The sequence below is a fragment of the Methylorubrum sp. B1-46 genome, from assembly GCF_021117295.1.
GTDB lineage: Bacteria > Pseudomonadota > Alphaproteobacteria > Rhizobiales > Beijerinckiaceae > Methylobacterium.
In genome coordinates, this window is record NZ_CP088247.1 from 2,876,618 (window position 1) to 2,899,671 (window position 23,054).

20 protein-coding genes are annotated in these 23,054 nt (G+C 68.8%); 18 read left to right on the forward strand and 2 right to left on the reverse strand.

The window, feature by feature from the left end; all coding sequences use genetic code 11:
- The first annotated feature begins 36 nt into the window (after positions 1–36).
- The 3 genes from pdxY to LPC10_RS13335 are packed head-to-tail and all read left to right on the forward strand — an operon-like array spanning position 37 to position 2,556.
- The gene (pdxY, locus tag LPC10_RS13325) at positions 37–888 is read left to right on the forward strand and encodes a pyridoxal kinase PdxY (protein WP_231342220.1); all 852 of its coding nucleotides are present in this window, start codon (positions 37–39) and stop codon (positions 886–888) included.
- Between the two features lie 17 nt (positions 889–905).
- A complete protein-coding gene (locus LPC10_RS13330; protein ID WP_231342221.1) occupies positions 906–1,835 on the forward strand; it encodes a PhzF family phenazine biosynthesis protein in 930 nt (309 codons plus the stop codon).
- The gene (locus tag LPC10_RS13335) at positions 1,825–2,556 is read left to right on the forward strand and encodes an NUDIX hydrolase (protein WP_231342222.1); all 732 of its coding nucleotides are present in this window, start codon (positions 1,825–1,827) and stop codon (positions 2,554–2,556) included. Before LPC10_RS13330 ends, LPC10_RS13335 begins: the two co-directional genes overlap by 11 nt.
- Before the next feature lie 18 nt (positions 2,557–2,574).
- Here the strand turns inward: LPC10_RS13335 and LPC10_RS13340 are convergent, their stop codons facing one another.
- A complete protein-coding gene (locus LPC10_RS13340) occupies positions 2,575–2,907 on the reverse strand; it encodes a hypothetical protein (protein ID WP_231342223.1) in 333 nt (110 codons plus the stop codon).
- Between the two features lie 534 nt (positions 2,908–3,441).
- Between LPC10_RS13340 and LPC10_RS13345 the strand changes: the two genes are divergently transcribed.
- The 4 genes from LPC10_RS13345 (at position 3,442) to dgcA (ending at position 9,289) form a co-directional block, all read left to right on the forward strand.
- The gene (locus LPC10_RS13345; protein ID WP_231342230.1) at positions 3,442–5,004 is read left to right on the forward strand and encodes a 2-isopropylmalate synthase; all 1,563 of its coding nucleotides are present in this window, start codon (positions 3,442–3,444) and stop codon (positions 5,002–5,004) included.
- A gap of 159 nt (positions 5,005–5,163) precedes the next feature.
- Positions 5,164–6,999, forward strand: coding sequence for a dihydroxy-acid dehydratase (ilvD, locus tag LPC10_RS13350; RefSeq protein WP_231342231.1), 1,836 nt, complete (start codon positions 5,164–5,166; stop codon positions 6,997–6,999).
- 285 nt (positions 7,000–7,284) lie between these two features.
- A complete protein-coding gene (gene dgcN / locus LPC10_RS13355; protein ID WP_231342233.1) occupies positions 7,285–8,295 on the forward strand; it encodes an N-acetyltransferase DgcN in 1,011 nt (336 codons plus the stop codon).
- A gap of 13 nt (positions 8,296–8,308) precedes the next feature.
- Positions 8,309–9,289, forward strand: coding sequence for an N-acetyl-D-Glu racemase DgcA (dgcA, locus tag LPC10_RS13360; RefSeq protein ID WP_231342236.1), 981 nt, complete (start codon positions 8,309–8,311; stop codon positions 9,287–9,289).
- Between the two features lie 12 nt (positions 9,290–9,301).
- Here dgcA and LPC10_RS13365 read toward each other — a convergent pair whose 3' ends face one another.
- Positions 9,302–10,423 (reverse strand): transglycosylase SLT domain-containing protein, encoded by a 1,122-nt coding sequence (locus LPC10_RS13365; RefSeq protein ID WP_231342238.1) that lies wholly within the window; start codon positions 10,421–10,423, stop codon positions 9,302–9,304.
- A 315-nt stretch (positions 10,424–10,738) separates the two neighbouring features.
- Here LPC10_RS13365 and LPC10_RS13370 point away from each other — a divergent pair, with 315 nt between their 5' ends.
- The 11 genes from LPC10_RS13370 (at position 10,739) to LPC10_RS13420 (ending at position 22,957) form a co-directional block, all read left to right on the forward strand.
- Positions 10,739–11,932, forward strand: a complete 1,194-nt coding sequence (locus LPC10_RS13370; protein ID WP_231342239.1) for an inositol-3-phosphate synthase — start codon at positions 10,739–10,741, stop codon at positions 11,930–11,932.
- Positions 11,933–11,985: 53 nt separating this feature from the next.
- Complete coding sequence (locus tag LPC10_RS13375; protein ID WP_231347037.1) at positions 11,986–12,864, forward strand: hypothetical protein; 879 nt, start codon at positions 11,986–11,988, stop codon at positions 12,862–12,864.
- A gap of 31 nt (positions 12,865–12,895) precedes the next feature.
- Positions 12,896–14,077 (forward strand): bifunctional 2-polyprenyl-6-hydroxyphenol methylase/3-demethylubiquinol 3-O-methyltransferase UbiG, encoded by a 1,182-nt coding sequence (locus LPC10_RS13380; protein WP_231342240.1) that lies wholly within the window; start codon positions 12,896–12,898, stop codon positions 14,075–14,077.
- Complete coding sequence (locus LPC10_RS13385; protein ID WP_231342242.1) at positions 14,077–15,105, forward strand: Gfo/Idh/MocA family protein; 1,029 nt, start codon at positions 14,077–14,079, stop codon at positions 15,103–15,105. Before LPC10_RS13380 ends, LPC10_RS13385 begins: the two co-directional genes overlap by 1 nt.
- Positions 15,106–15,289: 184 nt before the next feature.
- Positions 15,290–16,909 carry a YcaO-like family protein gene (locus tag LPC10_RS13390; protein WP_231342244.1) on the forward strand — a complete coding sequence of 540 codons (1,620 nt, stop codon included), beginning with the start codon at positions 15,290–15,292 and terminating at the stop codon, positions 16,907–16,909.
- Positions 16,906–17,799 (forward strand): sugar phosphate isomerase/epimerase, encoded by an 894-nt coding sequence (locus LPC10_RS13395; RefSeq protein WP_231342246.1) that lies wholly within the window; start codon positions 16,906–16,908, stop codon positions 17,797–17,799. The genes LPC10_RS13390 and LPC10_RS13395 overlap by 4 nt, the downstream gene beginning before the upstream one ends.
- The gene (locus LPC10_RS13400; RefSeq protein WP_231342248.1) at positions 17,796–19,034 is read left to right on the forward strand and encodes a glycosyltransferase family 4 protein; all 1,239 of its coding nucleotides are present in this window, start codon (positions 17,796–17,798) and stop codon (positions 19,032–19,034) included. The genes LPC10_RS13395 and LPC10_RS13400 overlap by 4 nt, the downstream gene beginning before the upstream one ends.
- Complete coding sequence (locus LPC10_RS13405; protein WP_231342251.1) at positions 19,031–19,789, forward strand: PIG-L deacetylase family protein; 759 nt, start codon at positions 19,031–19,033, stop codon at positions 19,787–19,789. The genes LPC10_RS13400 and LPC10_RS13405 overlap by 4 nt, the downstream gene beginning before the upstream one ends.
- The gene (locus LPC10_RS13410; RefSeq protein ID WP_231342252.1) at positions 19,773–20,399 is read left to right on the forward strand and encodes a uracil-DNA glycosylase; all 627 of its coding nucleotides are present in this window, start codon (positions 19,773–19,775) and stop codon (positions 20,397–20,399) included. The genes LPC10_RS13405 and LPC10_RS13410 overlap by 17 nt, the downstream gene beginning before the upstream one ends.
- Positions 20,400–20,585: 186 nt before the next feature.
- Positions 20,586–21,641, forward strand: coding sequence for a lysylphosphatidylglycerol synthase domain-containing protein (locus tag LPC10_RS13415; RefSeq protein WP_108940586.1), 1,056 nt, complete (start codon positions 20,586–20,588; stop codon positions 21,639–21,641).
- Between the two features lie 23 nt (positions 21,642–21,664).
- The gene (locus tag LPC10_RS13420) at positions 21,665–22,957 is read left to right on the forward strand and encodes an ATP-binding protein (protein ID WP_231342256.1); all 1,293 of its coding nucleotides are present in this window, start codon (positions 21,665–21,667) and stop codon (positions 22,955–22,957) included.
- Positions 22,958–23,054 lie beyond the last annotated feature (97 nt).

Below are 23,054 nucleotides of genomic sequence, written 5' to 3' on the forward strand. Positions count from 1 at the left end.
GCGCTATCACGGCGCGGAAGCGGATATCGGAGCACCATGAAGGTACTGTCGATCCAATCGCACGTCGCCTACGGTCATGTCGGGAATTCCTCGGCCGTCTTTCCGATGCAGCGCCTCGGGGTCGAGGTCTGGCCGGTGCATACGGTGCAGTTCTCCAACCATACCGGCTACGGGCAGTGGCGCGGGCGCGTCTTCGACGGGCCGGCGGTGGAGGAGGTGGTGCAGGGCGTGGCCGAGCGCGGCGCGCTGAAGGCGTGCGACGCGGTCCTCTCCGGCTATATGGGCTCGGCCGATATCGGCACCGCCATCCTGCGCACGGTCGCGGCCGTGCGCGCGGCCAACCGCGAGGCGCTCTATTGCTGTGATCCGGTGATCGGCGACACCTATTCCGGCGTCTATGTCCGCCCCGGCATCGCCGACTTCATGCGTACGCAGGCGGTGCCGGCGGCCGACATCCTCACGCCGAACCAGTTCGAACTCGACCTGATCTCGGACGCACCGAGCGACACGCTGGAGGCCGCCAAGGCGGCGGCGGCCTCGGTGATGGCGCTCGGGCCGCGCGTCCTGCTCGTGACCTCCCTCGCAACGGCCGAGACGCCGCCGGACGCCATCGACATGATGGCGGCGGAGGGGGGCTCGTTCTGGCGCGTGCGCACGCCCCGGCTCGATCTGAAGGCGGTCTCGGGGGCGGGCGATGCCGTCGCCGCGCTCTATCTGGTGCATTACCTGCGCACTCGTTCGGCCGCCCTGGCGCTCGGCATGGCGGCGGCCTCGATCCATGGCCTGCTGCGGCGCACCGCCGAGGCCGGCTCGGAGGAGCTGCTGACGGTGGCGGCGCAGGAGGAATTCGTTGCGCCGAGTGCGGCCTTCCCGGTCGAGATCGTCTGACGCTGCAAGGAACCGTGATGCTGGAACGCCGCTTCGCCACCCTCGACGTGTTCACCGACACGCCGCTCGCCGGAAACCCGCTCGCGGTGGTGCTCGACGCCGAGGGGCTGAGCGGCGAGGCGATGCAGGGTATCGCCCGCGAGTTCAACCTATCGGAGACGGTGTTCGTCCTACCCCCCGAAGAGCCGCGCCACCGGGCGCGCCTGCGCATCTTCACGCCGGCCCGCGAACTGCCCTTCGCCGGACATCCGACCGTCGGTTCGGCGGTGCTGCTGGCGCTCCGCGACCGCGCCGAGCGGCAGGCGGCGGCTCTCGCCGATGCCGCCGCCTTCGGGCTGGAGGCAGAGATCGGCAACCTCTCCTGCGCCGTCGAGGCAGGCTCGGACGGCCGCAGCGGCCGCGCCCGCTTCAAGCTGCCCGTCCTGCCGACCTATCTCGGCGAGGCGGCCGCAAAGGACGCCCTGGCCACTGCCCTGGGATTGAAGCCGAACGAGATCGGCTTCAACCGCCATCAGCCGAGCCGGCACGGGGCCGGTCCGCTCTTTACCTTCGTGCCGCTCGCCTCCGGCGAGGCGCTGGCACGCGCCCGGCTCGATGTCGGCCGGTTCGAGCGGCTGTTTCCCCAGGCGCAGGCCGACGCCGTCTATCTCTATGCCCTCGATCCGGAGGGGCTCGGGCACCGCTACCAGACGCGGATGTTCGCGCCTCATCTCGGGGTGGCGGAAGATCCGGCGACGGGTAGTGCCGCGGCCGCCTTCGCGGGCGCGCTGATGCAGTTCGAGCCCCTGGGCGAGGGAACGCACGACGTGGTGATCCGCCAGGGTCTCGCCATGGGGCGGCCAAGCACGATCGACCTCCAGCTCGTTATCGACGGAGGCGCGCTCCGCTCCGTCGAGATCGGCGGCCAGGCGGTGGTGGTGAGCGAGGGCGTGCTGCGTGTCGGTTGAGATCGCGGCGGAGGCGGCCCCCGGCTTCAGCCTCACCCACCTCGAACGCGTCTCGGCGCGGCGGGTCGACCACGATTGGGCCTGGGCACGGGACAATGCCGAGGCGATCGACCGCAATTGGCAGCGGCGCAAGGCGAAGACGCCGGGTCTGTTCGACGGACCGGTCTATCTCGCCAGCGGTTGCGCCGTCACGGATGGCGCCTGCGAGGCGAGCCTGTTCGAGGTGCCCTACTCGCGCTTCATCGCCTTTCGCGATGCGGGCGTGCCCGACGCGCTGGTGGCGAACGCCTTCGCGGCGATCGTGCCCCATAGCCGCGACGGCGCCGTGCTTCTCGGCGTGATGGGCGCCCACACCGCCAATGCCGGCCAGATCTACTTTCCCTGCGGTACGCCCGATCCGGACGATCTGCGCGAGGACGGCACGGTCGATCTCGCCGGGAGCGCCGTGCGCGAATTCCGGGAGGAAACCGGCCTGACGCTGCCGGACGGCTCTGAGGAAGAGTGGGTGCTCCTGCGCGGTGATGGGCAGCTCGCCTTCCTGCGCCCGGTTCGCTTCGACAGCGATGCCGAGACCTTGAAAGCCTGCATCGAAGCCCATCGCGGCGGTGAGGACGAGCCGGAACTCGCCCACTCCGTCATCGCCCGCTCACGCACCGATATCGACGCCGCCCGGATGCCGGGCTTCGTACAGGCCTATCTCGCAAGCGTCTTCCCTGAGTGAAGACCGGGAGGCCGGCGGTTACCGGTAGCCGTAGCGCGTCTTGGCCACCGCGAGCAGGTTCATCGCCTCGCCCTCGCGGCCCGCGGCGCAGGCGCCCGCGGCCTTGGACAGGTCGGCGCTGAAGCGGGTGCCGACCGCCGCAGAGAGATCGCCGGTCTTCACGTCGCCATCGACGATGGCCTGAGTGCGGGCGATGGTGGGGCCGCAGCCGGCGCCGGTCGGTAGCGGCGCGACGACGGCCGCGGGTGCTGCGGCGACAGCCGCGACCGGCGGCGGTGCGTTCGACTGGCAGGCGCTCAGAGCACAGCCGAGGAGAACGAGGGAAACAGCACGGTGAAGCGGCGCGGGCACGACGGGTCTCTCCGGTTGCAAGAGGAGGTACGCTGCAGCCAAGCTTGGCCGGCGGGTTGTGCCTTTCGTGCTCGGGTCGGTCAATTGTAACGGTGACGCGGTACAGTGCCATCGCTCGAAGCCGCTTGCGCGCCTTCACGGCGCGAAAAGCGTGCGCGGAGGCGGGCGCCAGCGCCTGATGGCAGCAAAAGCCAGGGTGATCGCGTTCAGGCGATTGCCCTCATGTGCTTGTCACGATCCCCGCCAACCGATACATACCGACACCCTGGTCGCAGGCGGTTTGCCGGCGAGTCAGCCTTTCAGGAGAATCGAGCGTGGCCCCTGGCCGCTCCGTGCAGACGAACGAGGGCGCCGCTTTTGCGGCCGCGTCGTCCTGCGCGCTCATTCTCGTAGGCCTGCTTCTTAGCCGCCCCTGAGGGCCGTCCGGGCGCGACCGCCTGGGCTCTCAGGGGATGCCGCTCGTCCACCGGAAGACAGGTTTTCCGGCGCCGCTCCCGAGGAGTCGAGCGCGCCGGCTGCGAGGAACGAAGACCCATGGCGAACACCACTCAGAGCGCGAAGGACCGCGTCGTCATCTTCGACACGACGCTGCGCGACGGCGAACAGTGCCCCGGCGCCACCATGACGCTGGACGAGAAGCTGGCGGTGGCCGAGCTGCTCGATGGGATGGGCGTCGATATCATCGAGGCGGGCTTCCCCATCGCCTCCAACGGTGATTTCGAGGCCGTCTCCGAGATCGCCCGGCGTACCAAGCGCGCGACCGTGGCCGGTCTCGCCCGAGCCATCCCCGCGGACATCGCCCGCGCAGGGGAAGCGGTGCGCCACGCTGAGCGCGGCCGCATCCACACCTTCGTCTCGACCTCGGCGATCCACCTCGCCCACCAGATGCGCAAGACGCAGGACGAGGTAATCGAGATCATCCTCAAGACCGTGGCCCAGGCCCGCGACCTCGTCGAGGACGTGGAATGGTCGGCCATGGATGCGACGCGGACCGACATCGACTATCTCTGCCGCTGCGTCGAGGCGGCGATCCGCTCGGGCGCCACCACCATCAACCTGCCCGACACGGTGGGCTACGCCACGCCGCTGGAATACGGCGCGATGTTCCGCCAGGTCCGCGAGCGCGTCCCGAACGCCGACAAGGCGATCTTTTCCGTGCATTGCCACAACGATCTCGGCTTGGCGGTGGCGAACTCGCTCGCCGGCCTGGAAGGCGGTGCCCGGCAGATCGAGTGCACGGTCAACGGCATCGGCGAGCGGGCCGGCAACGCCGCGCTCGAAGAAATCGTCATGGCGATCCGCACGCGGGCCGACGTGATGCCCTACGATACCGGCATCGACACGACGATGCTGACCCGCGCCTCGAAGCTCGTCAGCCACGCGGCGAACTTCCCCGTTCAGTACAACAAGGCCATCGTCGGCCGGAATGCCTTCGCCCACGAGAGCGGCATCCACCAGGACGGCATGCTCAAGCATTCCGAGACCTACGAGATCATGACCCCGGCCTCCGTCGGACTGGCCAAGACCTCGCTGGTGATGGGCAAGCATTCGGGCCGAGCCGCGTTCAAGTCGAAGCTCGGCGAGCTCGGCATCTCGCTGTCCGACAACCAGTTCCAGGACGTGTTCGAGCGCTTCAAGGATCTCGCCGATCGCAAGAAGCACGTCTACGACGAGGACATCGAGGCGCTGGTCGATCAGAACCTCGCCACCGCCCACGACCGCATCAAGCTCGTCTCGCTCTCGGTGATTGCGGGTACGCGCGGGCCGCAGCGCGCCACGATGAAGATCGAGATGGACGGCCGCACCTTCACCGAGGAGGCCGACGGCAACGGGCCGGTGGATGCGGTGTTCAACGCGATCCACGCCATCGTCCCGCACGATGCGGTGCTGGAACTCTATCAGGTCCACGCCGTGACCGAGGGGACCGACGCGCAGGCCGAGGTCTCGGTGCGCCTGAAGGCCGGCGAGCGCTCGGTGACCGCCCGCGGCGCCGACCCGGACACGCTGGTCGCCTCGGCCAAAGCGTACCTGTCGGCCTTGAACAAACTCTCGGCGGCCTCCGTGCGGCTGCATGCCCAGCACGCAGCAGTGGTGTGAGCGCACTCTGCGTCATTGCGAGCGGCAGCGAAGCAATCCGGCAGCGCGACCTTTCCGGAGAGTGCGGAGCGCTGGATTGCTTCGGCTTCACCTCGCACTGACGCCGTAAAGTTGATGCCGCCGCTCAAATTTTGAAGAATAGAAAAAAGTCCCAAAAGAATGCCCGCCTATCGCTCCCGCACCACCACCCACGGCCGCAACATGGCCGGCGCCCGCGGCCTGTGGCGCGCCACGGGCATGAAGGATTCGGACTTCGGCAAGCCGATCATCGCGGTGGTGAACTCGTTCACGCAGTTCGTGCCCGGCCACGTCCACCTGAAGGATCTTGGCCAGCTCGTCGCCCGCGAGATCGAGCAGGCCGGTGGTGTCGCGAAGGAATTCAACACCATCGCCGTCGATGACGGCATCGCCATGGGCCATGACGGGATGCTCTACTCGCTCCCCTCGCGCGAACTCATCGCCGATTCCGTCGAGTACATGGTCAACGCGCATTGCGCCGACGCCATGGTCTGCATCTCGAACTGCGACAAGATCACCCCCGGCATGCTGATGGCGGCGCTCCGCCTCAACATCCCGGCGGTGTTCGTCTCCGGCGGGCCAATGGAGGCCGGCAAGGTCGTGATGAACGGCGTCACCCGCAAGTTCGACCTCGTCGACGCCATGGTGGCGGCGGCCGACGACCGCGTTTCCGACGAGGACGTCGCGGTCATCGAGCGCTCGGCCTGCCCGACCTGCGGCTCGTGCTCCGGTATGTTCACGGCCAACTCGATGAACTGCCTGACCGAAGCGCTCGGCCTGTCGCTGCCCGGCAACGGCTCGACGCTGGCGACGCATGCCGACCGCAAGCGCCTCTTCGTCGAGGCCGGGCACCTCATCGTCGATCTGGCCCGCCGCCACTACGAGCAGGACGATGCCAGCGTGCTGCCGCGTGCGATCGCGACCATGGCCGCGTTCGAGAACGCGATGACCCTCGACATCGCCATGGGCGGCTCGACCAATACGGTGCTGCACCTGCTCGCCGCCGCGCACGAGGGCGAAGTGCCCTTCACCATGGCCGACATCGACCGCCTGTCGCGCCGGGTGCCGGTGCTGTGCAAGGTCGCGCCCGCCGTGGCCGACATCCACATGGAGGACGTGCACCGGGCCGGTGGCATCATGGGCATCCTCGGCGAACTCGATCGCGCCGGCCTGATCGACCGCTCCGTGGGCAATGTCGGCTCGGGCACGCTCGGTGAGGCGCTCGACCGCTGGGACGTGACAAAGACCCAGAGCCCCTCGGTGCAGGAATTCTTCCGCGCCGCACCCGGCGGCGTACCGACCCAGGTCGCCTTCAGCCAAGCCTCGCGCTGGGACGAGCTCGACCTCGACCGGGAAAAGGGCGTGATCCGCGATGCCGAGCATGCCTATTCCAAAGATGGCGGGCTGGCCGTACTCTACGGCAACTTGGCGGAAGACGGGTGCATCGTGAAGACGGCGGGCGTCGACGCCTCGATCCTCACCTTCACCGGCACGGCCCATGTCTTCGAGAGCCAGGACGCGGCGGTGGATGGCATCCTCAACGGCCGTGTGAAGGCGGGCGAGGTGGTGCTGATCCGCTACGAGGGTCCCCGCGGCGGTCCCGGCATGCAGGAGATGCTCTATCCTACGAGCTACCTGAAATCGAAGGGGCTCGGGAAAGCCTGCGCGCTGGTCACTGACGGCCGCTTCTCCGGCGGCTCCTCGGGCCTCTCGATCGGCCACGTCTCGCCCGAAGCCGCTGAGGGCGGGCTGATCGGTCTCGTGGAGCAAGGTGACCGGATCGAGATCGACATCCCGAACCGGCGCATCCATCTCGCCGTGGACGAGGCGATGCTGGCCGAGCGCCGCGCCGCCCGCGACGCGGAGGGCTGGCGCCCGGCCAGCCCCCGCAAGCGCAAGGTCAGTACGGCGCTTCGCGCCTACGCGATGCTCGCCACCAGCGCCGCCAAGGGCGCGGTGAGGAAGATCGAGCATTAGGCGCCCCGACAGCGGCTCTCGATCATACCACGCCCCTTATGCTGAGGTGCCCGCGAATGCGGGCCTTGAAGCACGGCGCGCGGTTGATCCAGGGCCGCCGCATCGCTGAAAGTGATGGAGAGCCGGTGGCGCGTGCTTCGAGGCTCGCGTGCCGCGAGCGCCGCAGCCAGAGGAAGGGCGCGATTCGGCGGGTTGCAGCGGCTCGCACTCGCGCATCGGGCACGGATCACGCATAGACGCGTTCTCAGGCCGTGCTTCGCACCGGATGGGAGAGACGTCGGACCCATGCAGATCGCCACGCCCTACCTGATGTTCCTCGGCGACGTGCCGGACCGGCTCGCCGCCAAGACCGCTTACGGCATCAACGATTGGCGTCCCGAATGGTGCGTCGGCCAGCTTCGGATGGAGGACTGCGCCGCCGATCTCGGCATTCCCGACCTGACGCTGGCGGAGGCGGTCGCCAAGGGCTGCAAGACCATGGTCGTCGGCGTAGTCAATGCCGGCGGCGTTCTGCCCGAGCACTGGGTGAAGGAGATCGTCGCCGCCCTCGATGCGGGCCTTGACGTGGCCAGTGGGCTACACGTGCGGCTCGGCTCGATCCCTCAGATCGCCGAGGCCGCGACACGCAATGGCCGCGCCCTGCACGATGTCCGCCACACCACCGAGACCTTCCCCACCGGCAAGGGCACGAAGCGTCCGGGCCGTCGCCTGCTCACCGTCGGCACCGATTGCTCCGTCGGCAAGAAATACACCGCGCTCGCCCTAGAGCGCGGCATGCGCGAGCGCAGCTTCGATGCCGACTTCCGCGCCACGGGCCAGACCGGCGTGTTCATCTCCGGCCGCGGTGTGGCCATCGACGCCGTCGTGGCCGATTTCATCTCCGGGGCCGTCGAGTGGGTGGCGCCGGCTGCCGATCCGAACCATTGGGATCTGATCGAGGGGCAGGGCTCGCTGTTCCATCCCTCTTTCGCCGGCGTCAGCCTCGGCCTGTTGCACGGAGCGCAGGCCGATGCCTTCGTGATCTGCCATGAGCCGACGCGCACGCGGATGCGCGGCGTCGAGGCAAGCCTGCCGACGATCCAAGAGGTGATCGATCTGACGATTCGTTGCGGCGCGCTGACCAATCCCGGCATCCGTCCCGTGGGCATCGCCGTGAACACGCAGGCACTCACCGAACCGCAGGCCCGCACTCTGTTGCGTGAGACCGAGGCTGCTCACGGCCTGCCTGCCACCGACCCCGTGCGCTTCGGCGTCGAACGGATCGTGGATCGGATCGCTGCCGAATTCCCGGCCTGAGGGAGAGATGTCGATGCCGCGTCTGACCGTTGCCGTCGAGCGCTTCCCCATCGCCGGATCGTTCACGATCGCCCGCGGCAGCCGCACTGAGGCGGTCGTCGTCGTCGCGACCATCGAGGACGGTCCGTTTCGGGGCCGGGGCGAGTGCGTGCCCTACGCCCGCTACGATGAGACGGTCGAGAGCGTCGCCGCTGCGCTCGAACAGCAGGCGGGATGGATCGCCGACGGGGGAGGGCGCTTCGATCTCACCGAACGCATGAAGCCGGGCGCCGCTCGCAATGCGCTGGATTGCGCCCTGTGGGATCTCGAGGCGAAGCGCACCGGCCTGCCCGCCTACGAACTCGCCGGTCTGGCCGCGCCGATGCCGGTCACCACGGCCTACACCCTGAGCCTTGGTGATCCGGAGGCGATGGAGGAGGCAGCCCGCACGGCGGCGCACCGGCCGCTCTTGAAGGTAAAGCTCGGCGGCGAGGGCGATCCGGAGCGGATCGCCGCGGTTCGTCGCGGCGCACCCGAATCCCGTCTCATCGTCGATGCCAACGAGGCGTGGCGTCCCGAGACGATCCGCGACAACCTCACGGCCTGCGCGGCGGCCGGTGTCGACCTGATCGAGCAGCCCTTGCCGGCAGGAGAGGACGATCTGCTCGCCGAGATCGATCGCACGATTCCGATCTGCGCCGACGAGAGCCTGCACGACCGTGCCGGGCTCGATGCCCTGGCCCGCCGCTACGACGCGATCAACATCAAGCTCGACAAGGCCGGCGGCCTGACGGAGGCGCTGAAACTTGCGCACGAAGCGCGCGCGCGCGGCTTCGAAATCATGGTCGGCTGCATGGTCGGCTCGTCGCTCGCCATGGCACCCGCGATGCTGCTTGCGCATCACGCGGCCTATGTCGATCTCGACGGGCCGCTCCTGCTCGCCCAGGATCGCGAGCCGGCCTTGCGCTACGAAGGCAGCACCGTCTATCCGCCGCTGCCTGAGCTGTGGGGGTGAAACCGGACGCGCCTACTGCACCGTGTGGAGCGCGAGCGAGGGTGCCACGGACTCGTTGAGGCGCAGGCGGGCGTCGAGGATCGGCTCGGCGGGTTCGTCGGCCTGCTGCTGCGCGGCGAGGTCGGCGATAGCCTGATACTGGCTCATGCGCTGGTCGATCATGCCGTCGAGCTTCTCGTGGACTTCCGCCACGGTGAGGCTGCGGCGCTTGGCACCGTCCTTGGCCGTGAAGATGGCGCGGTTGGCGCGCGCGGCGCGGCCGAAGGCGGCCTTGGCGACCTTGTCCGGATCCTCGGCGCTGAGCGAGAGGAACTTGCCGGCGCTGGCGGTCCCGAGGAAATGCGCGAGGTAGAGTTCGGTGGTCTTCAGCTCGCGGCCGATCCGGGCCTCGATCCGGCTGCGGTCGCGCTTGATCAGCTCACCCGCCATCAGGCCCGAAACGTAGGGGTCGTTGCGCAGGTCGAGCACCCGCTTGCGCAGGCCGGCGTCAGCGATGGTGATGCCGGTGCCGTGGCCCTTCACCGCGGCGGCCTCGTCGGCGAGCCCGTGCTTGGCGCCGTACTGGCGGATCATTTCAAGCCACGTGCCGGTGACGAATTGGAACAGGCCCTGCGCCGAGGAGGCTGACGACTTCACGCTCGTGTCGAAGCTCGACTCCTTGTCGGCGAGCGCCATCATGTAGACCGGATCGACGCCGGTGACTTCGGACGCCTTCAGGATCGTCTCCACCAGGGGACGCGGCACGCTCATGGCGCCGAAGCGCAGGATCTCGTCGTCGTTGTCCGAGCGCGGAGCGGTGAACGACGCCTGCAGGCGCTCGATCGGAGCCGTCACTCCGCCATCCTGGCCGAGCAGCGCCGTGCCGCCCCATTCCGGATCCGCACCGGCGGGGCGGAGATCGGCACGCACCATCATCGGGATCGATGCGGAGACTTTTGCGTTCTCGTAGGCCGACACCGCCTGCGGCGCGGACATCAGCAGGGTGACGCTGGCGGTCACGGCAGCGAGGCTGCGCACGAAGGGCGAACGACCGCGCGACGGGCGCGGGGCGGCCTCGTTGGTGACATTCGACCCGCACGGCACGAGTCGGCTCACGTCGTCGGCGCAGAGCGCCGGCTCCGGGTAAACCCCCATCGGTCTTCCTTGTTGATGCCTCGGCGTTCTTGGGTGCCAGGCTTCGTTTTGACCGGCGGAGGTTTCGCCGCCGGGTGTGACCACAATGGGACCACCGCGTGATCCAAACGTGATCCCGTTAATGCTGCGTTAAGCCATTGTGTTTACGATATTTTAACCAACCGATGCAGGTCGGTCGACGGCTGGCCTGCGGCAAAGATGGCAGGGTTGGTGCTGGAACGCTCCAGGTCGGTCACAGTTGTCATGGGCCGCGCGGCGACCAGTTAGGGCACAACCTAAGGCGTCAGCGCCACAGAGCAGAAAGATCGAGTTCCCATGGGCATTCAGACCGGTCGACGCGTCGGAGTGGCGTTCGTTGGCATGGGCGGTGCGGTCGCGACGACAGCCATCGCCGGCATCGAAACCATCAAATCGGGTTCGAACCGTCTGGACGGACTGCCGCTCGCGGGTGTCCCCGTCGCCGGCATGGCCGACTATAAGGATCTCGTCTTCGGCGGCTGGGACCTGAACGGCGACGACCTTGCCTCCGCCGCTACTGGTCACGGTGTGCTGACCCGCGAGGACATCGAGAACGGCGCCCAGGCCCTCAAGGGCATCACCCCCTGGCCGGCGGTCGGCTCGGCCAAGTTCTGCAAGAACATCGACGGCGGCAACCGCATCGTCGCCAAGGACCACCGCGAGACCGTCTCCGTCATCGCCAACGACCTCAACCGCTTCCGCAAGGAGAGCAACCTCGACGACGTCGTGGTGATCAACCTCGCCTCGACGGAGCGGTGGCCCGACCTTGCCGACCCGGTCCTCAACTCGGCCGAGGCCTTCGAGAAGGGGCTTGATGCCAGCGACGAGTCGATCTCGCCCGCGATGCTCTACGCCTACGCCGCCATCAAGAGCGGCGTGCCTTACGCCAACTTCACGCCCTCCGTCGCCGCCGACGTGCCGGCGCTGATGGACCTCGCACGCGAACTCAACGTCCCGGTAGCGGGCAAGGACGGCAAGACCGGCCAGACCATGATGAAGACGGTGCTGGCCCCCGCCCTGAAGGCGCGCCAGCTGCACGTGGACGGCTGGTTCTCGACCAACATCCTCGGCAACCGCGACGGCCTCGCGCTGAACGACCCGAACTCGCTGCAGTCGAAGCTCAACACCAAGGGTACGGTGCTCGATTCGATCCTCGGCTATCCGGTCGAGGATCACCTGGTCCACATCCACTACTACCGCCCGCGCGGCGACGACAAGGAAGCCTGGGACAACATCGACGTCACCGGCTTCATGGGCCAGCGGATGCAGATCAAGGTGAATTTCCTCTGCAAGGATTCGATCCTGGCCGCGCCCCTCGTCATCGAGATTGCCCGCGTTCTTGACCTCGCCAAGAGCCGCGGCGACGGCGGCGTACAGGAGCAGCTCTCGACCTTCTTCAAGGCCCCCATGGTGAAGAACGGCCACGGCCCGGAGCACGATTTCGGCAAGCAGCAGCGCATGCTGTTCGACTGGCTGGGCGTGCAGCAGTAAGGCCTTCGCCCGTGACGGGTTTCTCTGAAGCCGGACCGGCCGCTCCCGTCGCGATGCGGGCGTTGCTGGTCGAACTCGGCGATCTCAAGCGCGTCCGCTCGGCCGGGCGCGCGGGCTCGATCGCCGAGCGCCTGTTCGCGCAGGGCTGGTCGGCGCTGACTGGTGGCGCCGCACCGGAAACGGTCGCCCTCGACATCACCGCCAAGGCGCTCGCCGCTTCACGGCTGTGCGACCTCGATGCCGCCTTCCTCGCGGCGGCGGGTCTCGACGCGGCGCAGGCGTCGGAGGTTCTGGTCGCGGGGCTCGATGCCGTCTCAGGTCCGGTCGATGTCGTCCTGCGCGAGCAGCTGGCGGCGTGCCTTCGAAACCCTGCCGCCTTGCCGGCGGGGCCGGTGCCCGGCTTCGTCTCGGCCCTGGCACAACAGCCGCGTGCCGGCGTGACCTGTCCCGGCAAACCACGCATTCTGCTGGAACCGCCGGAGAACCATGCCGAGCATTGCCTCGTCGTGGCGGTCTACGGTGTGCTGCTCAGCCCGTTCTACCGGGCCGATGCGACGACCGTTTTTCTCGCGGCCATGGCGCACCACTTCCACAACGCGGCGATGCCGGATGCGGGCTTCACCGGCGAGATGCTGCTCGGCGACCACCTCTGGCCGATCGTCGGGCGCTGCTCGGAATGGGCTCTGGACCAGTTGGAGCCGCCGCTGCGCGAAACCGTCCGTGCCGCGCGCCTCGTCCTGCCGGACGATGCGACGGCGGAGGGCCGCGCCTTCCATGCCGCCGACTCCATCGACCGTGTCCTGCAGATCGCCCAGCACCTGCGGGCGGCCTCGCTGACCATGGACACGGTGCTCGGCGAGATGGAACTGGTCCATGCCGGACCGGTCAAGGCTTTCCAGGATCGCGTTCTGATCGATATGCGCATCCCGTGACGTCTCGCGCTGTCCGGCAGAATCCAGGATCATGATCCCCTTCGATCTCCTCTCGCCGGAGACCGGCCACCGGCTCAAACCCGACGGGGCGCATGCTTTGCGTGACGTCGAGACCGGGGCGCGCTGGCCGGTCATCGACGGCATCCCCTATCTCCGCACCGGTCGCGACAGCCTCATCGCGGCCGTCCTCGATCATCTCGATCATGATTGGACCGAAGATGCCCTCGTCCTCTTGCTCGCCGATCAGGACGATTGGTGGACCGGCCCGCCGGCCGATCCCGAAGCCCTGCGCCGGCTCGTGCGCGAGCGCGAGAGCGCCTCGCTTCGCGAAGCCGTGGAGTGGCTCGGCTGGGGCCGGGTTGGCGATTACTTCGTCAACCGCTGGACCGATCCGACCTTCCTGGCGGGCCTGAGCCTGCTCGAGGCGCACTGGAACAGCCCGGTCTGCGCGTTCGAGCTCGCCTGCGGCATCGGCCATTACCTGCGTGAGCTGAAGCGCCGCGGCGTCAAAGTCGCGGGTGCCGACGTCGTCTTCGCCAAGCTGTGGGTCGCCCGCCACTGGGTGGTCGGCGAAAAGGCGCAGCTCGTCTGCTTCGACGCCGCATCTCCGAATTGGCCAATTCCGGAATCGCCGGTCGATCTCGTGATCTGCAACGACGCCTTCTACTTCCTCGACGACAAGCCCGGCATCCTCGCCTGCCTGCGCCAGACGGCCGGAGAAGAGGGCTGGCTCGCTCTCAGTCACATCCACAACAGCGGCCAGCCCGGCTTCTCGGCCGGCAAGGCGATCTCCTCGGCCGAAATCGAGGAGTTGTTCCCCGACGGGCTCGTCTACGACGACGCCGAGCTGACCCGCGCCCTCGTCGAGGCCCGCGCGCCGCAGCCGCGCGAACCGCGCCATCTGCTGGCCTGCGAGGCCTTCTCCGTCGTGGCCGGCCCCGGCATGCGCCCCGCGCCCCGAGCGCTCGTCGACGGCATCACCCTGCCGCCGCCCAATGCCGCCCTGCATCTCAATCCGCTCTACGCGCCCGATGATGGGGGTTTTGCCATCCGTTGGCCGTCGGAGCGCTACGAGGCGGAATACGCATCGCTGGCGACCTACCCCCTTCATTCGGACGGCCCGGAAGCCATCGACTGGGCCGGCAAGCTGGATGCGCCCGAGACGGACCGGGTGCGCCGCCGCGAATACGTCGATCTGCCGGAGCGCTGGTGATGGCGGAGAGCATCGGCTGGGGCATCGTCGGCTACGGCTGGGTCGCCCGGGACTACATGGCGCCCGGCATCCGCGCCGCCGGGCACCGTCTCATCGCCGTGGCCGATCCGGGCGCGGAGTCGCGCGCGGCGGCGGAGGCCGAGGGCGCGCGGGCGCACCCTGATCTCGCCGGCCTCATCGCCGAGCCTGAGGTCGACGCCGTCTACGTCGCGACCCCGAACCACCTGCATCGCGGTGCCGTCGAGGCGCTTTGCGCCTCCGGCAAGGCGGTGCTGTGCGAGAAACCCATGGCGGCCTCGCTCACCGATGCGGAGGCGATGGCGGCGGCAGTGCGCCGGTCGGGTGCCTTCTACGGCACCGCCTTCGATCAGCGCCATCATCCCGGCCATCGCGCCATGCGCGAGCTGATCCGCGAGGGCCGGCTCGGCACCGTCACGGCGATCCGCATCGTTTATGCCTGCTGGCTCGACCGGGCCTGGACCTCGTTTCGGGGCCAGGACAACTGGCGCATCGACCCGGCCCAGGCGGGCGGCGGCGCGCTGATGGATCTGGCGCCCCACGGAATCGATCTCGTCGATTTCCTGCTCGGCGAGCCGATCGAAGACATGGCCGCCATGACCCAGGCCCGCGCCCAGGATTATGCCGTCGATGACGGCGCCGTGCTGATCGGCCGTACCGGGTCGGGCGCGCTTGCCCAGCTCAACGTCGCCTATAACTGCCCCGACGCGCTGCCCCGTCGCCGCCTCGAAGTGGTCGGCACGAAGGGGCTGCTCACCGCCATCGATACGATGGGGCAGACCGCGGGCGGGCGCGTCACCTTCACCGACGGAGCCGACGGCCGGGTCGAGCCGATCGCCTTCGACGAGATGGCTTCGCCTTTTCTCGAACAGGTGCGCGCCTTCGGCCGTGCCCTGCGCGACCCCGAGGCCCGCCGGGCCTGGGACGCCGAGCGCGACCTTCACACCATGCGCCTGATCGCTCGTGCCTACGCGGCGGCGGGTACACCTGCCGGCCGCGACGCGGCCTGACGACATTTCTGAGGAGACCGGGCCGTCCGACCAAAGCCCTCATCCCGAGGTGCGGAGCGCAGCTTTGAGCGATCCTCCAGATCCCGCGCGATTTGTGGAGGATCGCTCAAAGCGGCTTCGCGGTACCTCAGGATGGGGGTCCAGGTTGGAGAAGGCCCGGTCCACCGCTGCTGATGGGACGGACATGACAGCGACCGATGCCCTCGACCGGGACGACCGCGCCCACCACCCCAGCCTCGCGGCGCCGCGCCCTTATCGCCGCGGTGCGCCGCGCCGGATCGAGGGACTGCCGGAGCGGTTGCCGGAGGCGGTGCGCGCCTATCTCGACGTGCTGCCCGAGGGTCGCGTCGTCGGCTTCAACCTCGCCGGGCTCGACCGCACCGGCATCCCCGTCTGGTTCGTCGCGCTCTTCCTCGACGACCCGTTCTATGTCGGCGCCATGCCTTCAGGCATCGGCTACGGCGCCACCGACGACGAGGCGCTGATCGGCGCGGTGGCCGAGATTGCCGAGAACCTGATGCCCTCGGTCGCCCTGCTGCCGCGAAAGGGGGACAATCAGGCCGCCGTTTCCTACACCGATCTTGTGCGCGTCTACGGCGCATCCTCCGTCGCCGACCCGCTGACGCTGTGCCTGCCCGCAGGTTCCCCCGTCGGACGCGATACCCCGCTCGACTGGACCAAGGCCATCCGGGCGCGCACGGGCGAATCCGTCTGGATGCCGCTCGACATCGCCGCGACTGATTATTTCGAGCTGCGCCAGGGCTATCAGCCCTTCACCAACCTCATCACCAACGGCCTCGGCGCCGGTCCCGATGTGGACTTCGCCCTCGGTCACGGCCTGCTCGAACTGCTGCAGCGCGACGGCAACGGTCTGCTGTTCCGCGCTCTCGATCAGGGCGTGATGCTCGACCTCGACGGCATCGGCCCCGAGACGCGCGGCATGCTCGACCGACTGGAGAGCCTCGGCATCCGGGCGCTGCCGAAATTCGCCACCGATCAGTTCGGCCTCACCAACCTCTACGTCGTCGGCTACGACCTCGATCCGGCCCGTACGCCCGCGCCGATCGCGCTCTCGGCCTGCGGCGAGGCCTGCGACCCGGATCGCGAGCGGGCCCTGCGTAAGGCGCTCCTCGAATTCCAGGCGGCGCGGGTGCGAAAGACCTTCGGGCACGGCCCGCTGGCGCTCGCCGACACGGTGGCGCCAGCGGGCTACGTCGAGTCCTTCATCCAGAAGGCGCTGCCGAGCCTCGACCTCGAGGAGAGCCGTGCGCTTCAAGCCATGCTCGCCTGGATCGATCTGCCGGCGGCCGAACTGCGCGAGGTTCTGAGCAACACGGTCTATTCCGAGAAGAGCACCAAAGCCTTTTCGGAGCTGCCGACGACACCGGCGCCAGACGGGCATGCGCGTGGAAACATCGCCCGCGAGCGGCTGGAGGAGGCGGGCTTCGACGTGCTCTTCGTCGATTGCTCACCGCCCGGCGGCGGGATCGGCGTGGTCAAGGCAATCGTGCCGGGGCTCGAAGTCGAGACCATGAGCTACTACCGCATCGGCGAGCGCAACACGCGCAAGCTGATCGAGCGCGAGCATCCGCTCATTCGCTTCGGCACCCCGAGCGACACGCTCCTGCCCGTGCGCCTGACACCCGAGGCGGTCGAGCGCTTCGGCGGACAGCCGCTCTTCGATGTCGCTTTGGCGGAGAAGATCGTCGGCTCGCACTACCCGCTCTACCGCGAGCCGGAATCGCACCACGCGCCGTTCCGCTACGAGCGCCAGGGCCGCCGGGCCGAGCGGAGGCCGGCATGACCCTGCGCTTCGCCTACAACACCAACGGGACCGCCAATCACCGCATCGAGGACGCGATCCGCCTCATCAAGGATGCGGGCTACGACGGCGTGGCGCTGACGCTCGACATCCACCACCTCGATCCCTTCGCCGAGAACTGGGTGGTCGAGGCCGACCGCATCGCCAGCCTCCTGAACCGGCTCGAACTCGGATCGGTGATCGAGACCGGCGCACGCTTCCTGCTCGATCCGACCGCGAAACACGAGCCGACGCTGGTGACCGCCGACGCAGCCGGACGCGCCCGGCGCGTCGGCTTCCTCAAGCGCGCCATCGAGATCGGCAAGATCCTGAATTCCGAGGCTGTCTCGTTCTGGGCCGGCGTGCCGAAGCCGGGAGTCGATCACCAGGACGCACGCGGCTGGCTCGTCGAGGGCCTGCGCGAGGTGGCCGATTTCGCAGCCGGGAAGGGCGTCGTCGCCGCCCTCGAACCCGAGCCGGGTATGCTGATCGAGACCCTCGACGATTTTGCCGGCCTCGACGTGCCGGGCCTGTCGCTGGCCCTCGATACCGGCCACTGTCTGGTGACGCAGGAGCGTGACCCGGCCGCGGCCGTGCACGAATTCGCCCCCCGCCTCGGCACGGTGGCGATCGAGGACATGAAGCGGGGCGAGCACATCCATCTGCCCTTCGGCGAAGGCGACATGGATGTGCCGGCCGTGCTCGACGCCCTCGACGCGATCGCCTTCCCGAAACTCGTCTGCGTGGAGCTGTCGCGCGATTCGCACCGGGCCGACGTGATGGTGGGCCAAGCGCTCGCATATCTGCGCACCTGCCGCCGTCCAGGCCCCGGCCTGCCGACACCCGACACCGCGCCGCGCGAAACCGTGATTCCGGGGCCGTCCCATCCATGAGAATCTGCTTTGTCAGCCGCCGCTACTTCCCGGCGATCTCCGGCATGAGCGTCTATGCCCAGAACCTCCTGCGGGAGGTGGCGGGTGCCGGCCACGACGTGACGATGATCTCGCAGTATCGCGGCGATGAGTTCGGCACGCGGGTCTATGGCGGCGGCCCGCCGCCGCCGGTGCCGGGCGTCCACGTCATCGGCCTCGAACAGAAAGGCGAGCAGGAGAACGGCGACTTCGAGCGCGACATCGACGAGATCGTCGAGACGATTTGCGCCGAGCACGCGAAGAAGCCGTTCGACGTGCTGCACGCGCAGTACGGCTACCCGACCGGCTGGGCGGTGCTTCTCGCCGGCAAGCGCCTCGGCCTGCCGACCGTGGTCTCGATCCAGGGCGGGGATGGCCACTGGATCGGCTCCTGCTGCGAGACCCACCGCCGGGCGATGGTCGAGGTGCTCGCCCATGCCAACGCCCTGCTGATCGGCGGGCCATCCTTCGTGAAAGAGGTCTGCGACCGGCTCGGCTCCGATCCGGCTCGCTTCACCATCGTCCCCGGCGCCGTCGATACTGCGCGCTTCACCCCCGGTGCGCGCTTCGGGGCCGAGCTTGAGGACGAGGAGCCAGTGCGGCTGCTCTATCATGGCCGCGTCGACCGCCGGAAAGGCGTGCTCGATTTCCTCGACGCTCTGGAGCGTCTGTGGGAGGCCGGCGTGCCGTTCGATGCGGCGATTTCCGGCATCGGACCGGATGTCGAGGCTGCCCGCGAGAAGGCCGACGCCATCGGCTTCACCTCGGCCCAGGTCCGCTTCACCGGCTACGCCGATTACGACACGGTGCCTGACCTCTACCGCGAAGCGGACGTGTTCGTCTCACCGACCTACGCGGAAGGGTTCTCCAACACGATCCTGGAGGCGATGGCCGCCGGGCACGCGGTGGTCTCGACCCACTCAGTCGGCGTTTCGGACTGCCTGCGCGACGGCGAGAACGGCCTTCTGGTCGAACCCGGCGATGTACGGGGGCTGACTCAGGCGCTGCGGCGGATGATCGAGGACGCGGAACTGCGTGAGCGCCTCGCCGAGAGCGGACTTGAAGAGTGCCGCCGGGTCTATTCGTGGACGGCGGTCGGCCGCCAGATCATGGAGGTCTATGAGCGGGTCACCCGCGAGCGACCGCACACCGACATTCCGGACACATTGCCCGTCGATCCGGATTGCCGCTTCCGCAAGGAGCCGCACCTGCTGTGACGCGCACCGCACTCGCCATCTCGCCGCATCTCGACGACGCAGTCTTCTCGGCCGGCGGCACGCTGGCGCGGCTCGCCGCGCGGGGATGGCAGGTCGTGATGGCGACGGTCTTCACCGCCTCGGTGGCGAACCCGCGCGGCTTCGCGCTGGCCTGCCAGCTCGACAAGGGGCTCGCGCCGGAGGTCGATTACATGGCCCTGCGCCGCGGCGAGGATCGCGATGCGGCCGGGGCGCTTGGCATCGAACCGGTCCACCTGCCGTTCCGCGAGGCGCCGCATCGCGGCTACGGCTCGGCACCCGAACTCTTCGCCGAGCTTCGCCCCGACGACCGGATCGGCGCCAATCTCGCCGACGCCTTCGAGCGCCTCGTGGCCGATACGGGCCCCGACCTGATCCTGGCGCCGCAGGCGGTCGGCGGCCATGTCGATCACGTGCAGGTGGTGCGCGCCTTTCGCGGCGCGCAGCCGCCGCTGCCGGTGCTGTGGTGGCGCGACTTCCCCTACACCGTCCGCAGCGCCGCGCCGAAGGAGCCGCTGCGGGCGATCTTCGCGCCGTTCCCCGAGCAGGTGGTACGGCTCGATGGGCAAGCCGAGCGGTGCAAGGCGGAGGCCTGCGCGGCCTACGCCTCGCAGATCGGCTTCCAGTTCGGCGGATTGGAGGGACTGAAGGCGCGTCTGGCGGCGGAAGACGGCGTCGAGCGCTTCCGTCTTCAGGGCCGGCTCCCGCCCGACCTGCGCGATGCCGGCTTCGCCTGACGCACCCAAGAGCCTGCGCGATCCCGCCGTCCTCGATGCGCGCCGTGCGCTGGCGGACGCCCCGCATGTGCGGCCGCTGCGCGCTTTCGCCCGGACGATCGCCGCGGAGCGCGGCGCCGAAGTGCCCGATCCCGATCCCCTCGATGGCGGTGTGGAGGCGCGCCTGCTGCTTCTCTTGGAGACGCCCGGTCCCTCGATCGGCCGCACAGGCTTCGTCTCCCGCGACAACGCCACCGGCACCGCCGCCAACCTGTTCCGCTTCCTCGCCGAGGCCGGCATCGCGCGGCGGGACACGTTGATCTGGAACGCGGTGCCTTGGGTGATCCACGAGCCGGGCGCCCTCAATCGTGCCCCGCGCCGCTCGGAAGCCGCCGCCGCCGCGCCCTACTTCGCGCCGCTACTCGCGCTTCTACCGCGGCTCGTTGTGGTCGTCCCGGCGGGGCGCTTCGCGCAAGAGGCGGCGGCCCCGCTGGCAGCCCTCCGGCCCGATCTGCCGGTGGTACCGATCCCGCATCCGAGCCCGACCTATGTCTGCACCTCGCCGTCGGTCCGCGAACGCATCCTTGCAGGTCTGACGCAGGCGGCGCGCCATCTCGCCGGTGCGCCCTGACGGCCAAGATCGCGTGATTTCAGCCGCATTCCCGGTGCAGGGCAGTCCTGTGGCGACTGTCCTTCGCTGGCCTTTGGCGATCGAAGCACCTAAATGCGCGGGGGCGGTTCGGGACCGATGCCGCCCGGGACGACCCGCGCCCCATGCATCCTGCGGTCGACCAGCGGAGGCGGACGCCGTTCTCACATGAAAGCTGCCGGGAAGCACAGGACGGTCGTGGAGGCCGAGCCGGCCGATGCGGGCCGCGAGGCTGACGCCGGGTCGAAGCCGGCATCGCGGCGCGGGCGCTTTGCCTGGATCGGGACGGCCGCGAGCCTCGTTCTCATCCTCGTCTCACTCGGCGTCCTGTGGAAGCTCTCGGGCGAGATCAGTTGGGCCGAATTGCAGACGGCCTTCACCGCCGTCGCGGCCGGCCGGCTCGGCGAGGCCTTCTTTTTCGTAGCGGTCAGCTACCTGTTCCTGACTTGCTACGACGCGCTCGCCCTGCGCCAGCTCCGGCTCAAGATGCCCTACCGCATCACGGCACTCGCCTCCTTCACGAGCTACGCCGTGAGCTTCACCCTCGGCTTCCCGCTCATCACTGCGGCGACGATCCGCTACTGGATCTACTCGAAGCGCGGCCTGTCCGCAGCCAAGATCGCCGCTCTGACGGTGATCGCCGGCTTCACCTTCTGGCTCGGGATGGGCGTGGTGCTGGGCTTCAGCCTCATTATCGAGGCGGGCCAGCTTGCGAGTCTCACCTTCCAGAGTATCGGCGTCAACACCACCGCGCGCCTCAACCAGATCCTCGGCTTTGGCACGCTCGGCCTCGTGCTCGGTTATCTCGCCTGGGTCTCGGTGAAGCGGCGCTACATCAAGGTTCGCCACTGGCAGCTCGAACTGCCCGGCGCCACGGTTTCGTTCAGCCAGATGGTGGTCGGCATCGGCGACGTCTGCGCCGCGGCGGCGGTGCTCTACATGCTGATGCCCGAGGGCATGAACCTCGCCTTCACCACCTTCCTGGCGATCTACGTGCTCGCCGCCATGCTTGGCATCGCCTCGAATGCGCCGGGCGGCATCGGTGTGTTCGAGGCCACCATTCTGCTCGCCCTGTCCTACCTGCCGCGCGAGTCGGTGCTGGGATCGCTGCTGCTGTTCCGGGTCTGCTACTACGTCGTCCCCTTCGTCCTGGCCCTCGTGATGCTCGGCGTCTACGAGGGCTTTCAGCGGCTGCGGCGGCATCAGGCGGCGAACGATCCTTGACCCGTCCGACGGCCTGAGGCGCCATGCCCGCGAAATCGGCCCGCCCGATGTGGCTCGGCGTGACGATCGCCGTGGCGGTCATCGTTGTCGCGGAGGCGGTCGGCGGCACCGTCGATGTCGCCCTGATGATCTCAGCAAGCCTGGCGCTTCTCATCGGTGCGTTGCTCGGACGCGGGGGGCAGGTCGCGCTCTTGCCCCCGGCCGAGTCCACGACTCCGCAGCGCCACGCCATCGCCGAGGCCCTACTCGCCAACATCCCCGACCCCGTCATCCTGGTCGATCGCCGCGTGGTGGTGATCGAGGCCAACCCCGCCGCGCGTCGGCTCCTGCCGGGGCTGAAGCTGCGCCACCCGCTCTCCTTCTCCCTGCGGGCACCCGACGTGCTCGACGGCATCGATGAGGTTCTGCGCACCGGCACACCGGTGAGGACCGAGTACGCCACGCGCGTACCGACCGAGCGTGCCTTCGAGGTGCAGATCGGCGCCCTGCCGCTACCCGACATGCCGGGCGGCGGCGAGCCCAACATCGTGCTGTTCCTGCGCGATCTCACCGAGGCGCGCCGCCTGGAGGCGATGCGGGTCGATTTCGTCGCCAATGCCAGCCACGAACTGCGCACGCCGCTCGCGGCCCTCCTCGGCTTCATCGAAACGCTTCAGGGTCCGGCCAGAGACGATTCCCGCGCCCGCGAACAGTTCCTCGGCATCATGCGCACCCAGGCCCAGCGCATGACCGGCCTCATCGACGATCTGCTCTCGCTCTCCCGCATCGAGTTGCACGAGCACGTCGTGCCGACCCGCATCGTCGATCTCGGCCGCATCGCCCGGCAGATGGTGGATATGCAGGCGCCGCTCGCCGGGGAGCGCGGCGTCGTGCTGAGCGTCGAGCGGCCGGAGGGGCCGCTTCCGGTTCTCGGAGATCGCGACGAGCTGCTGCGCGTCGTCGAGAACCTCGTCGAGAACGCGGTGAAGTATGGCGGCAGCGGCGGCGTGGTCGTCGTCTCTCTCCATCGTGTCGAGGATCCCAACGGACGCGGGGCGCGGATCGAGCTGCGGGTGCGCGACGAGGGGCCGGGTATCCCGGCCGAGCACATCCCGCGGCTCACCGAGCGGTTCTACCGGGTCGATACGGCATCGAGCCGCCAGCAAGGCGGCACCGGCCTTGGGCTCGCCATCGTCAAGCACACGCTCAACCGCCATCGCGGCAAGCTCGTCATCGAGAGCGAGCCGGGCCGAGGTACCACCGTGCACGTGAGCCTGCCGGAGCATCGGCCTGAAGCGGCAGAAGCGGCGTTGCCGGAGCCTCCGGCGGGGCCGTAACGCCGTCTTTCCCCAATGGATGTGGGAACAGTGTTCTCCCGTTTTGGTTGCAGGATGAGATCTCACCGGCACGGCGCGAGCGCCGCCTTTGAACGGT

Excerpts from the sequence above, each read along its gene's own strand:
- pdxY (WP_231342220.1), top strand. The coding sequence starts at position 37 with ATGAAGGTACTGTCGATCCAATCGCACGTCGCCTACGGTCATGTCGGG.
- LPC10_RS13330 (WP_231342221.1), top strand. The coding sequence starts at position 906 with ATGCTGGAACGCCGCTTCGCCACCCTCGACGTGTTCACCGACACGCCG.
- LPC10_RS13345 (WP_231342230.1), top strand. The coding sequence starts at position 3,442 with ATGGCGAACACCACTCAGAGCGCGAAGGACCGCGTCGTCATCTTCGAC.
- ilvD (WP_231342231.1), top strand. The coding sequence starts at position 5,164 with ATGCCCGCCTATCGCTCCCGCACCACCACCCACGGCCGCAACATGGCC.
- dgcN (WP_231342233.1), top strand. The coding sequence starts at position 7,285 with ATGCAGATCGCCACGCCCTACCTGATGTTCCTCGGCGACGTGCCGGAC.
- dgcA (WP_231342236.1), top strand. The coding sequence starts at position 8,309 with ATGCCGCGTCTGACCGTTGCCGTCGAGCGCTTCCCCATCGCCGGATCG.
- LPC10_RS13365 (WP_231342238.1), bottom strand. The coding sequence starts at position 10,423 with ATGGGGGTTTACCCGGAGCCGGCGCTCTGCGCCGACGACGTGAGCCGA.
- LPC10_RS13370 (WP_231342239.1), top strand. The coding sequence starts at position 10,739 with ATGGGCATTCAGACCGGTCGACGCGTCGGAGTGGCGTTCGTTGGCATG.
- LPC10_RS13375 (WP_231347037.1), top strand. The coding sequence starts at position 11,986 with ATGCGGGCGTTGCTGGTCGAACTCGGCGATCTCAAGCGCGTCCGCTCG.
- LPC10_RS13380 (WP_231342240.1), top strand. The coding sequence starts at position 12,896 with ATGATCCCCTTCGATCTCCTCTCGCCGGAGACCGGCCACCGGCTCAAA.
- LPC10_RS13385 (WP_231342242.1), top strand. The coding sequence starts at position 14,077 with ATGGCGGAGAGCATCGGCTGGGGCATCGTCGGCTACGGCTGGGTCGCC.
- LPC10_RS13390 (WP_231342244.1), top strand. The coding sequence starts at position 15,290 with ATGACAGCGACCGATGCCCTCGACCGGGACGACCGCGCCCACCACCCC.
- LPC10_RS13395 (WP_231342246.1), top strand. The coding sequence starts at position 16,906 with ATGACCCTGCGCTTCGCCTACAACACCAACGGGACCGCCAATCACCGC.
- LPC10_RS13400 (WP_231342248.1), top strand. The coding sequence starts at position 17,796 with ATGAGAATCTGCTTTGTCAGCCGCCGCTACTTCCCGGCGATCTCCGGC.
- LPC10_RS13410 (WP_231342252.1), top strand. The coding sequence starts at position 19,773 with ATGCCGGCTTCGCCTGACGCACCCAAGAGCCTGCGCGATCCCGCCGTC.
- LPC10_RS13415 (WP_108940586.1), top strand. The coding sequence starts at position 20,586 with ATGAAAGCTGCCGGGAAGCACAGGACGGTCGTGGAGGCCGAGCCGGCC.
- LPC10_RS13420 (WP_231342256.1), top strand. The coding sequence starts at position 21,665 with ATGCCCGCGAAATCGGCCCGCCCGATGTGGCTCGGCGTGACGATCGCC.